The sequence below is a fragment of the Rhizobium sp. 01T417 genome (assembly GCF_056398905.1).
The window spans coordinates 116676-132119 of record NZ_JBFTQH010000009.1 but is presented as its reverse complement, the minus strand read 5'-3'; the positions used below and the strand labels follow the sequence as shown (position 1 = coordinate 132119).

Here is a 15444-nt window from a genome sequence, read left to right as displayed (position 1 = left end):
CCGCCGCGATCTCAGTTGCGCCCCGCGACTATGATGGGGATCAAAAGATCTCCCCAGTTACCGTCGCCGCCGTGGTGTCTCGCCGAGCGAACGATCTCGACGGAGACACCGGCATCGACCGCCTTCATGACCGACTGGTTCAGTCGGTGCAGATCGTTGGCGAGCGTGCGGATCGTCGTCTGCTGGTCTGTGGTCATGCAGGTGGACTGTTCTTCAGCGCGTTCCTTGACGCGTGCAAGAGTAGGCATGGCATTCTCCTCCTTGGTGCGATCATTCTGCTGCTGGTTTGAACTGTGCATGTTCGGTGGATTCCCTCATCGCCGTAGTCGACGAACGTCCGCCGGTGATGGCCATCGAAACGGCATCGAAGTAACCGGTGCCGACTTCGCGCTGATGCTTGGTCGCGGTGTAGCCGTTGATCTCCGCCGCGAACTCCGCCTCCTGCAATTCGGAATAGGCAGCCATCTGCCGGTCCTTGTAGCCGCGGGCGAGTTCGTACATGCCGAAGTTCAGCTGGTGGAAGCCGGCAAGCGTGATGAACTGGAACTTGTAGCCCATTGCGCCGAGTTCGCGCTGGAACTTGGCGATCGTCGCGTCATCCAGGTTTTTCTTCCAGTTGAACGACGGCGAGCAGTTGTAGGCGAGCAGCTTGCCGGGATGCACCTTGTGGACCCCCTCGGCAAAACGGCGTGCCTGCTCGAGATCCGGCTTCGACGTCTCGCACCAGATGAGATCGCAGTGCGGTGCATAGGCGACGGCACGGGCGATGCACGGCTCGAGCCCGTTGCGAACCTGATAGAAGCCTTCGACCGTGCGGCCGGCATCGTAGTCGACAAAGGGCTGGTCGCGTTCGTCGATATCTGAGGTCAGTAGCTTGGCGGCTTCCGCATCCGTGCGGGCAATGACGAGCGTCGGAACACCCATGACGTCGGCGGCGAGGCGAGCCGCATCGAGGTTGCGGATGTGTGCTGCGGTCGGGATCAGGACCTTGCCGCCGAGATGGCCGCACTTCTTCTCCGACGCCAGCTGGTCCTCGAAATGGACGCCGGCTGCACCGGCCTCGATATAGGCCTTCATGATCTCGAAGGCGTTCAGCGGGCCACCGAAGCCTGCTTCCGCGTCAGCAACAATCGGCGCAAACCAGGTCTCGACGGAGAGGCCGTTCTGCTCTGATGTTTCGATCTGATCGGCGCGCTGCAGGGTCCGGTTGATCCGCTTGGCCAGTTCCGGACCGGCGTTTGCCGGATAGAGGGATTGATCCGGATACATGGCCGAGGCGGTGTTGCTATCCGCGGCGACCTGCCAGCCGGACAGGTAGATTGCCTTCAATCCGGCGCGAACCATTTGCATCGCCTGATTGCCCGACAGGGCTCCGAGAGCATTGACGAAATCATCCTGATGCAGAAGCTGCCACAACCGCTTGGCGCCCATTTCCGCGAGGGAATAGCGCAGTTCGACGGAGCCGCGCAGCCGCTTGACGTCATCGATCGAGTAGGGACGCTCAACCCCATTGAATCGCCCAGCTGGAAGGTCCCGGTGCAGCTTGTCAAATTCTGTCATCTTATGCTCCTTGCAGATTATGTGGTCAGTTTGGATGATTGACAGAATTTACAGATCTCGGAAAAAGACCAGAGTTTTCTATGGAGTAGCCATCAGAAACGAGTTAGGATGCAAAGCCTTGACAGGCTGGCTCTGTCAATTTGTAAAGTATTGTAAAGTTATCTGCGCGGACTTTTGTAAAGGATTGTCACATGGCGGAGCGCAAGATTTTTGCGGGGCCAAAGGTCCGGCGCATTCGCAACGGCCTCGGTTTGACTCAGTCAGCGATGGCCGAGGAGCTTGGCATCTCTCCATCCTATCTCAACCTTATCGAGCGCAACCAGCGGCCACTGACGGTGCAACTGCTCCTGAAGCTGTCGTCGGTCTACAAAGTCGATCTGGAGGAGCTGAGGGACGAGAGCGGCGGCAGCCTCAACCAGCTGCGCGAGATTTTTACGGATCCGCTCCTGGCCGGCGAGCTTCCCGGCGACCAGGAACTCGTGGAGGTCGCGGAGGCCGCGCCCAACGCGGCAAGCGGCATCATCAAGCTGTACCGGGCCTATAGCGAACAGGCGAGCCGCCTGTCGGACCTGACGTCGTTGACGGCCGGCGCGGGGCAGGTACCGCTCGCCGGTGCGCGGCTGCCGGCCGACGAGGTCCGCGATATCATGGAGCGGCGCTCCGCCTATTTCTCTCAACTGGAGGCTGCGGCGGAGACCTTCCTGGCCCGCTTTGCCGAGACGCGCGATCTGCCGGCCGCGTTCAGGGAGTGGCTGCGGGCGGAACGCGGGATCAGCGTGCGTGTCCTTCCCGTTCACGTCATGCCCGATCTGCGGCGCCGCTTCGACCGGCACTCGATGCGGCTCTTCGTTTCCGAGCGCCTGTCGCCGGCCGATCAGGCGCATGAGATCGCCATCGAGGTGGCAACGCTCGCCTTGCGTGATGCGATCCTGGCGGAACTCGATGGTCTGGCGCTGTCGACGCCGGAGGCGAAGCGGATAGCGCGCTTCGAACTCTGTCGTTACGGCGCCTTGGCGCTTGCCATGCCCTATGGGCCATTTCTCTCCGCGGCCCAAGGCAGCCGATACGATGTAGATATCCTCCGTTCCCGCTTCGGAGTTTCCTATGCGCAGGCCGCAGCCCGGCTGGTCATGCTGCAGCGACCGGGCGCTTCCGCGATTCCCTTCTTTATGATTGAGATCGACGCCGCCGGTCACCGACTGCGGCGGGCTGGGGCGCAGGGTTTCCCGCATTCGCGTTTCGGCGGCGGCTGTCCCAAGCTGAACATTCATGCCGCCTTCCTGCAGCCGGGCCAGATCCTTGCCGAAACGGTCGAAATGCCGGATGGCGCCCGCTATCTCACGGTCTCCCGGACGCTTGAAGGGCCGAACGCCGCGTTCGGCGAGCGCGTCAGGCGCACCGCATTGCAGATCGGCTGCGACGCTGCCGCCGGCGAAGCGTCGGTCTACGGCCAGGTCGCAACGTCTCAGCAGCCAGTTGCGATAGGACCTGCTTGCCGCCTTTGCGAACGGCGCGGATGCCTCTCACGCGCCGAGCCGCCGGTCACACGACCATTGGGCCTCGACGAGATGGTTGCGGGCCTCAGCAGCTTTGATTTTCAATGATTGTGAAATGATTGAGAGTGCAGGTTTTTGCGCTTGTGGGCTCACAAAAACATTTCTAGTCTGCTTGCAAAACCAGAGGGTCGGCGTCTACAGGCGCCACAAAGCAAGAAGAAGACAGGAGATATCATGAGGTCAACATTCGCAAGACTTGCAGCGAGCGCCGTTGTGCTTGCATTCGCCGCTGCGCCGTCCTTTGCGCAGGAGCGGGTGGTCAACGTCTACAACTGGTCGGACTATATCGACAGCTCCATCCTTGAAGACTTCACCAAGGAAACCGGCATCAAGGTCGTCTACGATACCTTCGATTCCAACGAGACGGTTGAAACCAAGCTGCTCGCCGGCGGTACCGGCTATGACGTTGTCGTCCCGAGCGGCGACTTCCTGCAGCGCCAGATCCAGGCCGGCGTCTTCCAGAAGCTCGACAAATCCAAGCTGCCGAACCTTTCGAATATGTGGGATATGATCCAGCAGCGCACCGCCATGTACGACCCCGGTAACGAATACGCGGTGGACTACATGTGGGGCACCAACGGGATCGGATACAACAAGAAAAAGCTCGCCGAAATCCTCGGGCCGGACGCAAAGGCGCCGGGCCTCGAAGTCATCTTCGATCCGAAGGTTGCGGAAAAATTCAAGGACTGCGGCATCTATGTCCTCGATGCGCCGAAGGACGTTCTGCCGTCTGCCTTGACCTACATCGGACTTGACCCCAATTCGAGCAAGCCGGCCGATCTGCAGAAGGCCGGCGAAATGCTGGAAAAGGTACGGCCCTTCGTTCGCAAGTTCCACTCCTCGGAATACATCAACGCCTTGGCGAACGGCGACATCTGCATCGCTTTCGGTTATTCCGGCGACATCTTCCAGGCTGCCAACCGTGCGACCGAAGCCAAGAACGACGTGGAGGTCGGTTACTCCATTCCGTCACAGGGCGCGCAGATGTGGTTCGACATGATGGCGATCCCGGCGGATGCCAAGCATGTTGCCGAGGCGCACGAATTCCTCAACTACATGATGAAGCCTGAAGTCATCGCCAAGGCCAGCAACTACGTATTCTACGCCAACGGCAACAAGGCGTCGCAGCAGTTCATCGACAAGGAAATCCTCGAAGACCCGTCGGTCTATCCGAGCGAGGACGTGATGAAGAAGCTCTATAGCGTCACCCCATGGGATCCGAAAACGCAGCGCACGGCGACCCGGATCTGGACGAAAGTCGTCACCGGCCAGTAAAGAGTATCAGGCCCGGACGGCAACGCCCGGGCCTTTCCTTATCATGCCGATTGCGGGGACGTCGGTTCTCAAAATGACTTTTCGGGGCACATAATGAAGTCACTTGGCAATATTCGCCGTTCCTTTGCGCCGTGGGCAGACCCGGCATCGAAGCCGTTCATATCGTTCAATAACGTCACGAAGCGGTTCGGTGACTTCACCGCCGTCGATGACCTGTCCCTGAATATTTATCATCGTGAGTTCTTTGCCCTGCTTGGGGCTTCCGGATGTGGGAAATCCACGCTGCTGCGCATGCTTGCAGGCTTCGAGCAGCCGACCTCGGGCGAAATCGTCCTCGACGGTACCGACATGGCTGGAACGCCACCGTACAAGCGACCGGTCAACATGATGTTCCAGTCCTATGCGCTGTTTCCGCATATGACGGTGGAGAAGAATATCGCCTTCGGCCTGCGCCAGGATGGCATGCCCAAAGAGGAGATCACCGAGCGCGTTCTGCAGATGCTGAAGATGGTGAAGCTCGAGAAGTTCGCCACGCGCAAGCCGAACCAGCTGTCCGGTGGCCAGCGCCAGCGCGTGGCCCTGGCGCGTTCCCTTGCCAAGCGACCGAAGGTGCTGTTGCTCGACGAACCGCTTGGCGCGCTCGACAAAAAGCTGCGCGAGGAAACACAGTTCGAGCTCATGGACCTGCAGCAAAACCTCGGCCTGACCTTTGTCGTGGTCACCCACGACCAGGAGGAGGCGATGACCATGGCGGACCGCATTGCGGTCATGAGCCACGGAAAGGTCATCCAGGTCGCGACACCGGCGGAGATCTACGAGGCGCCGAATTCCCGCTTCGTCGCCGACTTCATCGGCGACGTAAATATCTTTGATGGCAAGGTCGCGAGCACGAACGACAGCACCGTCGAGATCGCCGTCGACGAAAATTTCTCGATCAGTGTCGTCACTCCCGAAAAGCCGGCAATGGGCGCGCCAGTCGGCTTTGCCATCCGTCCGGAAAAGCTGAAGGTCTCGCGCAAGCCGCCAGCCAATCCGAGGGTAAACGCGGCGTCCGGGGAGCTGTGGGACATCGCCTATCTCGGCGACATGACGGTCTTCCACGTGAAGCTGAAGAGCGGCAAGGTGGTCAAGGCCTCGCTCCTCAATGCGCAGCGCGCTGTCGACGACCCGTTCACCTACGACCAGGAAGTCTGGATTACCTTCGCCGAGGATGCCGGCGTCCTCCTCAAGGATTGAACCATGGGCAAGCTCGGTTCCGCATTCTACAATCGCCTGGTCATCATCATTCCCTATGTCTGGCTGCTGCTGTTCTTCATGGCGCCGTTCTTCATCGTCTTCCGCATATCGCTCTCGACGACGGCAATCGCCATGCCTCCCTACGAGCCGGTCTTTGCTCTGGCTGACGGCTGGGCCGAGTTCTGGGCGAAGATGCGCACCTTTTCCTTCGAGAATTACAGCTATCTGTTCGACGACCCGCTCTATTTGAACGCCTACATATCGAGCGTCGTGATCGCTGGCGTATCGACGTTCCTTACGCTGCTGATTGCTTATCCGATCGCCTACGGCATGGCCCAGGCCCCACGCAGCATCCGTCCGACGCTACTGATGCTCGTCATCCTGCCGTTCTGGACGAGCTTCCTAATCCGCGTCTACGCCTGGATCGCAATCCTGAAGCCGGAGGGATTGTTCAACCAGCTGCTACTGTCGGTGCACGCCATCGATACGCCGTTGATCATTCTGAACACGAATGTCGCGGTCTACATCGGCATTGTCTATTCCTATCTGCCGTTCATGGTCCTGCCCCTCTATTCCTCGCTGGAAAAGATGGACGGCACCTTGATCGAGGCAGCGCAGGATCTCGGCTGCACGCCTATTACCGCATTCTGGCGGGTAACCTTCCCGCTGTCGCTGCCAGGTGTGGTTGCCGGATGCATGCTGGTGTTCATCCCCGCGGTTGGCGAGTTCGTTATCCCCGACCTGCTTGGCGGATCGGAGACGCTGATGATCGGCAAGACGCTGTGGAACGAGTTTAACTCCAACCGCGATTGGCCGGTGTCCTCGGCGGTGGCGACGATCCTGCTCTTGATCCTGGTGATCCCGATCGTGTTCTTCCAGAACGCGCAGGCCAAGGCCGACGAGCAGGGGAGATAGACATGCTGAGATGGACCCGTTTCAACATCGCCTCCGTCGCGCTCGGCTTTGCGTTTCTCTATCTGCCGATCGTCCTGCTGGTGGTGTTTTCCTTCAACGAGTCGAAGCTGGTGACTGTCTGGGGCGGCTTCTCGACCAAATGGTACGTCTCGCTCCTGCACAATCAGGCTCTGCTCGATGCCGCCTGGGTGACGATCCGCGTCGGCCTCCTTTCGGCCACGGCGGCAACGGTCCTTGGAACGCTCGCCGCGATCGCCTTGGTGCGCTACACGCGCTTTCGCGGCCGCATGCTGTTTTCCGGCATGGTCTATGCACCGCTTGTCATGCCCGAGGTGATTACCGGCCTGTCGCTTCTACTGCTGTTCGTGGCGATCGGTTTCGACCGCGGCTTCTGGACGATCGCGCTGGCGCACACCACGCTCACCATGTGCTTCGTCGCCGTCGTTGTGCAGTCGCGACTGTTGACGTTCGACAGGTCGATTGAGGAAGCGGCGCAGGATCTTGGCGCACCACCGGTGCGGACCTTCTTCGAAGTGACGCTTCCGATCATCGCGCCTGCCGTGCTTTCCGGCTGGATCCTCGCCTTTACGCTGTCGCTGGATGACCTCGTCATCGCGAGCTTCACCTCCGGCCCTGGGGCGACGACGCTGCCGATGAAGATCTACAGCCAGGTCCGTCTCGGGGTAACGCCTGAAATCAACGCGGTCTGCACTATTCTCATTGCAGTCGTGGCGATTGGCGTCGTCTGCGCCTCCACCATCACGAAACGCCGTGAACTGCAGCGCGAGCGTGACGAACGTGCGGCTGCAAACGCGCCGTGATTATTTGGTCGATCCCTGCTGCGTGACGGGAGCCGGGGAGATCACCGGCTCCGGCCACGCGCCGCCAACGAAGAACGGCAGAGGCGGGAAACTCGTCGATGCTGTCGGGTCAGTTGCTTCGATCGTCCCCGACAGTGCCAATCCATTCGAGTGGTATGGGATGACGCCGGAAAGGATCAGCGTCTGCTGGGGACCTTCGATACGGCCGCCATGGATGGTCGCCACGCCATCGGCGAGATCGGCGGCGATGTCGAAATTGTCAAAGGCAAAGGCACGGTGGGATACCGCGTTCAGCGTGAAGAAGTCCGCGCGCGTGGCTTCTTCGCGTACGGCCTCCGCATCGAAGCCCGGAAGCGAGCCCGAGCGCGCGCGGAAAGCGATCCTGCCCGTCACGTCGCCGGCTTCGACCTTCCAGAGCGGCTTTGTCGTTTTGATCGACATGTCGAGAGAGCCGGTGGCAAGGGGGAGTGGCCCCTTCAGCTGAAGCCGCTCGATCAGCCCGGCGAAGTCGGCGCCGCGGATCGACAGTTGCAGTTTGCCGCCGCCGTCGAAATCACCGCGCATCGCCTCGAGATGAGCGGACAGGGAGCCGCCTTCAAACTCGCTGTCACCGATGTCGAACTTTGCCTCGTTGCTGGAAACGATGATGCCCGCTCCGACATCGGAGAGGATGAAAGGTTCGATGAGGGCCTGTTTCGCGGAAAGCCGGAGATCAAGATCGAGTTTCTGCAGCGCACCGCCATCAGGCCGTCCGCCAGCCTCGCCGGCGGCCAGACGAAGCACGAATGCATCGAAGAGCGACCTGAAATTCATCTGGTCGAAGGCCAGCGTGCCGCCGAGTTTGGCGCGTTTGCCTGGCGGAAAGGCTACGTCCATCACGCCCTTCGCATTCGACCCATTCATGCTCATATTGACATTGTCGAAGCGGAATCCGTTCGCAACCGAAGCGACATCGGTCTCGATCGAGAAGGTCTTGAGGGTCGCGATACCCGGCAGCGAGCGGTCGGCCCATGTCAACAGTGCCGGCAGATCGGGGATGTTTAGCGCCATGTTGCCGGAGAGGTCAAAGAGATGCGAGATGTTCGCGAGTCCCTGGAACCGTGCCGTGAGCAGGCTCGAAGTCAGCGATCCGCTCATTTCGGCCTTGTTGCCGCCGAAAATGAGAAGCGGGCTGGGGGACGAGAAATCGAGCTTGAGATCCTGCCCACTCATCCGTGCGATCAGCACGGCGGTAATCGGACTCGACAGTTTGCGCCAGCTGACGTCGGCGGTCACACCCTCGAAGCGATAAGTCCTGCCGCTTGCGACATCGGCGACGTTGACGGTGCCATCCTCAACTGTGATGGCACCGACGGCGGCATCCAGTTTCCGATCTAGAACCTCTCTTCCACCTTCCTCACGCGCGCCTGAGATCGCTCGCGCCAGAAGCCCCTCATTGGTCCAGTCGATCACGCCGCTGCTTTCACGGGTGAGTTGCAGGTTTGGGCGGAAAAGGTGGAACTCGTGGAAGCTCGCGCGCCCTCGGATCGCATCGATCAGGCTGAACTCGGCGGAGAGGCTTTCGATCGTTCCGAGCAGCCTATTGCTGTCGCCTTTCTGGTGAACCGAGATCTTGCTGAGGGTGATGCGAGGCGTCGGCCAGAATTCGATGACCGGCTTGCCCGCGACCTCGGCACGATAGCCGGCCCATTTGGACAGGGCATCCTCGATGCCGGAGCGAACGAGGCCGGTTGAAATCAGGTAGGGGGCGGCGACACGAAGCGCCACGAAGATCGACAAGACGACAAGCAGGGTGGCTGTGGCAAGCCGGGCGAAGCCAGGCAGCCAGCGTGACACGGGTCTGATTTTCTTCCGCCATCGCGGTTGTCTTGACGTACCCATGAATTCCGCCGGTATTTTCGGCCGTCGCCGCCGTTAATGCTCTGAAATGCCCGATATATCAAATGCAAGCTGCATGCAAACGCGAGCCTCTGACTTTGCTCGTCACTCCCTTTATAAGCTGATATTGCATGGTATACAGGCGAACAAATAGGAGAAGTCTCGAATGCGCGACGATAAGCCACTCTGGATGCCTTGGCGTACATCGGTCGAAGCGAGCCCGATGTACGCCTTCATGCAGCAGTGCAACCGTGACTTCGATCTCTCCCTGACAAGCTACCATGATTTGCACGCTTTTTCTGTCGCCGACAGGGAACGGTTCTGGACATCGGTCTGGGAGTTCTGCGGCGTCAAGGGCGAGCGCGGAGCACGCGCGCTCCTCGATGGCGATGTCATGCTCGATGCGCGCTTCTTCCCGGATGCGATGTTGAATTTTGCCGAGAACCTGCTTTCCGGAGAAGGCGCTGACGATGCACTGATCTTTCGGGGGGAGGACAAGGTTGCCGATCGTTGGAGCTGGGACCGGCTGCGTGGCCTGGTTTCCAGGTTGCAGCAGGCATTCAAGGCAATGGGGATCGGTCCCGGAGATCGGATTGCGGCGATGATGCCGAACATGCCCGAGACGGTGGCCTGCATGCTGGCGGCCGCGTCGATCGGCGCGATCTGGTCGTCCTGTTCGCCCGACTTCGGGGAGCAGGGTGTTCTTGACCGGTTTGGCCAGATCGGGCCGAAGCTTTTCATCGCCTGCGACGCCTATTGGTATGGCGGCAAGCTGCAGGACGTGAAGGCCAAGGTGGCGACCGTGACGAAGCAATTAGGCGCGCCATGCCTCGTCGTCCACTATGCAGGGGATGCCGCCGCGGTCGCAGACGAAACACCCGGCGCCAAGACGCTGGACGACTTCATCGCGCCCTTCGAGCCGCGTTCTGTCGAGTTTACGCGCCTGCCCTTCGCGCATCCGCTCTATATCCTCTTCTCATCGGGAACGACCGGCGTTCCGAAGTGCATCGTCCACTCGGTCGGCGGCACATTGTTGCAGCACCTCAAGGAACACCGGCTGCATTGCGGAATTCAACCCGGCGAGAGGCTTTTCTATTTCACCACATGCGGCTGGATGATGTGGAACTGGCTGGTGAGCGGCTTGGCGGCAGGTGCCACGCTTTGCCTTTTCGACGGCTCGCCTTTCGCGCCTGACGGCAATGTGCTCTTCGACTTTGCGGCAGCCGAGAAGTTTGCTGTTTTCGGGACCTCGGCGAAATATATCGACGCGGTGCGCAAGAGCGGGCTGACGCCGCGCACCACTCACGACCTCGCCAGTCTTCGGCTGATGACATCGACCGGATCGCCGCTCTCGCCGGAGGGCTTCTCCTTTGTCTACGAAGGCATCAAGGAAGACGTGCAACTCGCATCTATTTCCGGTGGCACGGATATTGTCTCCTGCTTCGTCCTCGGCAACCCCTTGCAGCCAGTCTGGCGTGGCGAAATCCAGGGGCCGGGCCTCGGCCTGGCGATGGATGTGTGGGACGACGAGGGCCGGCCGGTTCGCCAGGAAAAGGGTGAACTCGTCTGTACAAAGGCCTTTCCGTCGATGCCCGTGATGTTCTGGAACGATCCTGATGGGGCGAAGTACAGGGCAGCCTACTTCGAGCGTTTCGACAATGTATGGTGCCACGGCGACTTCGCGGAGTGGACCGCGCACGAGGGCATCATCATTCACGGGCGCTCTGACGCCACCCTCAATCCCGGCGGCGTCCGCATCGGAACCGCGGAGATCTACAATCAGGTCGAACAGATGGGCGAAGTCGCGGAGGCTCTCTGCATCGGCCAGGAATGGGATGACGATGTCCGCGTGGTTCTGTTCGTGCGCCTCGCGCCCGGCGTATTCCTGACCGATGACCTGACGAAGGCGATCAAGAGCCGCATTCGCACAGGCGCCTCGCCACGGCATGTGCCGGCAAAGATCATTGCCGTCAGCGATATTCCTCGCACCAAATCGGGGAAAATCGTTGAACTTGCGGTGCGCGAGGTCGTCCACGGTCGGCCGGTCAAGAACAAGGAGGCGCTTGCCAATCCGGAGGCGTTGGATCTCTTCGCGGGGCTTGCCGAACTGCGCGCGTGAGCAACGGGTGCAACCGGCCACTACAAGCTTTCACCGTTAACAGATTGAAGGCGGCGGCAACTTTTCGTTAAGAAACGTTGGTCATGAATGAATTTAACTTGGGGCTGCAGATGAACGAGGCAGCCGGAGCCTTGGGCTCCTGAAACATGATGTTGCTTAACTAAGCCCTTGTTGAACAGCACACCCCAACTCTCAGGCAGCCCCTCCGGCTGCCTTTTTTGGCTCAGCCTGCAAGGACCCGCTGTGACGGGAAGGCGATCTCTACCAGCGTGCCTTCGTTGGGTGCGGAACTGATCGCGAAAATGGCCCGGTTGGCATCGACCATCGCCTTGGTCAGCGGCAGGCCGAGTCCCGTACCTTCGCCACGCGGCCGAGACTGTGCGGACACCTGACGGAACGGCTTCATGGCTTGGTCCAGTTCGCTCCGTGTCATGCCGACGCCGGTATCGCGCACCCGCAAGACGACGCTGCCGTTTGCCTCATAGGAGGTGGAGACGACAATCTGTCCGCCCGCCGGCGTGAACCGTATCGAGTTCGACAGGATGTTGAGTGCAATCTGCTTGACCGAACGGAGGTCGGCGACGACGTCAGGCACGGCCTGGGATAGGGCTGTGCGGATGATGACACGCTGGCTGTTGGCCTGCGGCTGGAGGAGCGAGACCGCCTCCGAAACCGCCTCGTTCAGGTCGATGGCGCCGAAATCGAGGTCCATTTCGCCGGCCTCGATCTTCGAGATATCCAGCAGGTCGTTGACGATATCGAGGACATGGCGTCCGGAACGACCGATGTCGTTGGCATACTCGACATAGCGCGGATGCCCGATCGGGCCGAAGCGCTCGCTCGCCATCATGTCGGAAAAGCCGATGATCGCATTGAGGGGCGTACGGATCTCATGGCTGACGCGCGCGAGGAAGTCGGTCTTGTGTTCGCTCGCCGTCTCCGCTGCGCTCTTGGCGCTGCGCAGTTCATCCTCGGTACGCTTCCACTGGGTGATATCGCGGATGACCGCGCAATAGCCGCTCGAGGAGGTGAGGCGTCCCATCGTCATGAACAGCGGCACGAAGCCGCCGCCGGCTTCGCGTCCGATGACTTCGCGGCCATCGTTAAGCACGCTTGCGACGCCGTGGCCCGAGAGGCCGCCGAGGTAATCGAGCACAGCTCTTTGGCTCTCATGCGCAAACAGCATGACGAAGGGCTTTCCGCGGGTCTCGTCCTCATCGTAGTTGAACAGCGCGCTTGCCGAGCGGTTCATCGAGCGGATGTCGCCTTCAGCGCCGATCACCACGACGCCGTCGGTCGCCGTTTCCAGGATCGAGCGCAGTTCTTCGACTTCCACCTGCAGCTTGGCGACCTTCTCCAGCATCCTTTCGAACGAACGAGGCTCTGCGGGCGGCGCAGGGCGCGCGCGAACTGCCGCGTCGCTTGCCGCCGGCATCAACGCCAGCATCAAGGCGCTGCTTTCCTCCCAGCGAATGGACTGCAGCCGCGCCGTGACCGGAACGAGACTATCATCGACCGTTACCAGCATCATCGAACCGGAGCGGCCGGCACTTCCTTCGAGCTCCGAGCGCTGCAGTAGCGCATCGATGCCACCGACCTCGCCCAGGGCTTCCAGCGACTTGTAGCCGGTCAGTCGCATGAATTCCGGGTTGGCGTGGATCAACTGGTCGCCCGCATGGACGAGGACGGCGACAGGCAGCTGGTCGATGGCAGCCGCGGACAGGCCGGCGCCCATCTTTGCGCGCGGCGGAATGAAGCTCGCCAGCATATCCATCTGGCTGACGGTTTCTTCCAACCCCTCGGTCACACCGTCGTCGGGTGCGGAGGCCGAAGTGACCGTCTCGGGTTCGTTGACAGAAGGCTGTGCCTCGTCACCCTCTTTCTGTTCAGGCGAGGCGTCTACCGAATCGTCCTCGAATGCGGAGGATTGATCAGCATGCATACTGGCCTTCGGAGTTTCCGCTGCCGCGATGTCGCGCTTCCCGGTTTCGCTTACCCGAGGCTCGTCGTCGCTGCGCGGCTCGCGAACGCCGAAGGCTTCGAGACGCTTGGCGATCTCGCGGAAATTTGCCTGCTCGGCGGAGGTGAGCTGCGGCCCGGCCCCGTGGAGCTGTACGATCTTGTCGGTCAGGCGGCGGCTCGGACTTTCGACGATCCGCAGGGCCGGCGGCTCTGCTGATGGTTGTGGTTTCGTCGGCTCGGGTGTCGCCTCAATGTCAGCTTCGGTGGTTGCGGCCTCTTCTGCAGCCGGCTCGAAAGCCGGGGCGGCCGTCTCCACCACCGTCGGCTCGCTGGTCGCCACTTCATCGGCGAGCGCCGACAACGCTGCGTCTTCAGAGGTTTCCGCCTGCTGCTCGAGCGCTGCAGCGTCGATGCCGTTCGGGCCAAGTGTCAGGCCTAGCGCCAAAGGATCTTCGGCGGCATCGGACAGGCGCACGACACCGAAGCCGCGAAAACCGTCGAATTCCCGGCTTCGGGTGTAGGTGGGCAGGGCCGCGAGGTCGACCGGGACTGCCAGACTCGTCCCTTCGATCGGCCAGTTGATTGTCTTGCCCGACCATGTGTCGCGCCGCGCCAGAGCTTCGCTGATCTTGCCATCGGGATCGAGATTGAAGAGTGCCGAAACATCGCTGAAGGGCGTGCCGACGACGTCAGCCGCATGTGGTCCGACCGCCTCGGCAAATTCGCTCGACACCTCGCTGAACCGTCCCGCCGCGTCGATTTTCCAAACAAATCGGGTCGCGCGGCTATTTGGATTGAACTCAAAGGTACCCGCCTTGGCGGCCCGGGTTGGCTCCGACTGCTCTATCTCAGGGGCGACGGCGGCATCCTGATCGGCGGCGGCTCCGACATGTTCGGTTGCTGGTGCTTCCGCAGGACTGTATGCGACGGCAGCGGCCACAGCGGGTTCATCCGTCAGGCGTTCCGGCGTTGTCTCGGTTGCGTTCGGTTCCTCGGCAGCCTCGTCCGTCGGAGCCGGCAGCGGTTCGGCTTCCTGGCCCATCGCTTCAGCGCCGATCGCCTCCTCGGCGATTGCGGCAGCTTCCGTGGTCATGGCTTCGGGTTCGCCCTCGTGATTGTTCTCCTCGGGAAGCTCTTCCATGTCCTCGATGCCAGCAATGGCATCGATCGCGTCGACAAAGCTCGCGACCTGCGGTGCCTCCTTATGGTTAACGGCGGCTGTGGAAAAGTCCTCTGCGGGCGCCTGAGAGTCGATCGGGTCGAGATGCCCGATGACGGTTTCAACGGCGAATAGGAGATTGAGGGCCGGCTCGTCACTGAGTCGTCCGACGGCGGCCGGAAGGAGGCCCTTGCCGGTGGCAACGGGCCGTTTCACCAATCGGTCCGCGTGGCCGCCCGCAAGCGTCGTCATGGCCTTGGCGGTTTGCTCCGTGACGCCCAGCGCGGCAAAACCGGGCGACGCGGCGATGATTTCGCCGTCGGCGCCGATCACAGCCATATGCGTATCCGGATCGTCGAGTCCCTTGAGCATCCGTTCGGCGGATGCCTTGATCGACAGGGCGTTGGTCGCAACCGGCAGGGACAGAAGAACCGCGCGCTCCCCGGAGGAAAGGCGGATCAGTTCGACAGTTGCCTGAACGGCAACACGTTGGAAGCCCCGGGCAATGCGGATCATAAAGTTGCGGCTGTCGCCGACATTCACGAGCTGCCGGGCTGTGGCTTCCAGCTGGCGAAAGGTGATGTCAGCCGCATTTATGCCTTGGTCGAGCAGATCGTAGACCGCCGATTGCCCGAAGAGCTCGGCGCCGGCGCCGTTCGCCCAGAGCGCGCGGCCGAGATCCGCCGACAGCAGCACCATCGCTTCGCCACGCGAAAAGCGTTCCCGTACCCGGGCATGCACGGCGATGTCGATGAACGGGTACTGCACTGCGGGCATGATCGAACCTTCGGCTTCGGTCATCGTGAAAATTAATAGTCTATTAATAACGATAGCCCGGAACGGGGTCCAGAACGGCGTCCGGCTTTCGGCTGGAAAGGTTAACGCATTGTGCGCCGCACAAGTATGTTGCAATGCACAAAAATCTGCGCTATATAATGGACATCTAACCTACGAGGCCATCAC

Annotated in this window: 10 protein-coding genes; 6 read left to right on the top strand and 4 right to left on the bottom strand. The window is 61.0% G+C overall.

Features of this window, described 5'->3' with window-relative positions; genetic code table 11:
- Nucleotides 1–11: 11 nt before the first annotated feature.
- Nucleotides 12–248 carry an SMc00767 family acetate metabolism repressor gene (locus AC1DPR_RS12300; RefSeq protein ID WP_025659502.1) on the bottom strand — a complete coding sequence of 79 codons (237 nt, stop codon included), beginning with the start codon at nucleotides 246–248 and terminating at the stop codon, nucleotides 12–14.
- A 22-nt stretch (nucleotides 249–270) separates the two neighbouring features.
- Nucleotides 271–1560, bottom strand: a complete 1290-nt coding sequence (aceA, locus tag AC1DPR_RS12295; RefSeq protein WP_018856837.1) for an isocitrate lyase — start codon at nucleotides 1558–1560, stop codon at nucleotides 271–273.
- 191 nt (nucleotides 1561–1751) lie between these two features.
- Between aceA and AC1DPR_RS12290 the strand changes: the two genes are divergently transcribed.
- From AC1DPR_RS12290 to AC1DPR_RS12270, 5 genes are all read left to right on the top strand, one after another.
- Complete coding sequence (locus AC1DPR_RS12290) at nucleotides 1752–3164, top strand: short-chain fatty acyl-CoA regulator family protein (protein ID WP_113470045.1); 1413 nt, start codon at nucleotides 1752–1754, stop codon at nucleotides 3162–3164.
- 126 nt (nucleotides 3165–3290) lie between these two features.
- Nucleotides 3291–4391 (top strand): polyamine ABC transporter substrate-binding protein, encoded by a 1101-nt coding sequence (locus AC1DPR_RS12285; RefSeq protein WP_062375939.1) that lies wholly within the window; start codon nucleotides 3291–3293, stop codon nucleotides 4389–4391.
- 93 nt (nucleotides 4392–4484) lie between these two features.
- The gene (locus tag AC1DPR_RS12280; protein WP_018856840.1) at nucleotides 4485–5627 is read left to right on the top strand and encodes an ABC transporter ATP-binding protein; all 1143 of its coding nucleotides are present in this window, start codon (nucleotides 4485–4487) and stop codon (nucleotides 5625–5627) included.
- 3 nt (nucleotides 5628–5630) lie between these two features.
- Nucleotides 5631–6542, top strand: coding sequence for an ABC transporter permease subunit (locus AC1DPR_RS12275; RefSeq protein ID WP_018856841.1), 912 nt, complete (start codon nucleotides 5631–5633; stop codon nucleotides 6540–6542).
- A gap of 2 nt (nucleotides 6543–6544) precedes the next feature.
- Nucleotides 6545–7363: an ABC transporter permease gene (locus AC1DPR_RS12270; protein WP_477816418.1), complete on the top strand. Its 819-nt coding sequence runs from the start codon at nucleotides 6545–6547 to the stop codon at nucleotides 7361–7363.
- On the opposite strand, the gene AC1DPR_RS12265 is transcribed toward AC1DPR_RS12270, so the two are convergent.
- Nucleotides 7364–9244, bottom strand: coding sequence for an AsmA family protein (locus AC1DPR_RS12265; protein WP_026371747.1), 1881 nt, complete (start codon nucleotides 9242–9244; stop codon nucleotides 7364–7366). It lies immediately after the preceding gene.
- A 163-nt stretch (nucleotides 9245–9407) separates the two neighbouring features.
- Between AC1DPR_RS12265 and AC1DPR_RS12260 the strand changes: the two genes are divergently transcribed.
- On the top strand, nucleotides 9408–11360 hold the full coding sequence (locus tag AC1DPR_RS12260) for an acetoacetate--CoA ligase (RefSeq protein ID WP_477816417.1): 1953 nt from the start codon (nucleotides 9408–9410) through the stop codon (nucleotides 11358–11360).
- A gap of 223 nt (nucleotides 11361–11583) precedes the next feature.
- On the opposite strand, the gene AC1DPR_RS12255 is transcribed toward AC1DPR_RS12260, so the two are convergent.
- A complete protein-coding gene (locus AC1DPR_RS12255) occupies nucleotides 11584–15258 on the bottom strand; it encodes a PAS domain-containing sensor histidine kinase (RefSeq protein ID WP_477816425.1) in 3675 nt (1224 codons plus the stop codon).
- Between the last annotated feature and the right edge of the window lie 186 nt (nucleotides 15259–15444).

Bases quoted from the DNA above. Each gene is read 5' to 3' on its own strand.
- AC1DPR_RS12300 (WP_025659502.1), bottom strand. From the start codon at position 248: ATGCCTACTCTTGCACGCGTCAAGGAACGCGCTGAAGAACAGTCCACC.
- aceA (WP_018856837.1), bottom strand. From the start codon at position 1,560: ATGACAGAATTTGACAAGCTGCACCGGGACCTTCCAGCTGGGCGATTC.
- AC1DPR_RS12290 (WP_113470045.1), top strand. From the start codon at position 1,752: ATGGCGGAGCGCAAGATTTTTGCGGGGCCAAAGGTCCGGCGCATTCGC.
- AC1DPR_RS12285 (WP_062375939.1), top strand. From the start codon at position 3,291: ATGAGGTCAACATTCGCAAGACTTGCAGCGAGCGCCGTTGTGCTTGCA.
- AC1DPR_RS12280 (WP_018856840.1), top strand. From the start codon at position 4,485: ATGAAGTCACTTGGCAATATTCGCCGTTCCTTTGCGCCGTGGGCAGAC.
- AC1DPR_RS12275 (WP_018856841.1), top strand. From the start codon at position 5,631: ATGGGCAAGCTCGGTTCCGCATTCTACAATCGCCTGGTCATCATCATT.
- AC1DPR_RS12270 (WP_477816418.1), top strand. From the start codon at position 6,545: ATGCTGAGATGGACCCGTTTCAACATCGCCTCCGTCGCGCTCGGCTTT.
- AC1DPR_RS12265 (WP_026371747.1), bottom strand. From the start codon at position 9,244: ATGGGTACGTCAAGACAACCGCGATGGCGGAAGAAAATCAGACCCGTG.
- AC1DPR_RS12260 (WP_477816417.1), top strand. From the start codon at position 9,408: ATGCGCGACGATAAGCCACTCTGGATGCCTTGGCGTACATCGGTCGAA.
- AC1DPR_RS12255 (WP_477816425.1), bottom strand. From the start codon at position 15,258: ATGCCCGCAGTGCAGTACCCGTTCATCGACATCGCCGTGCATGCCCGG.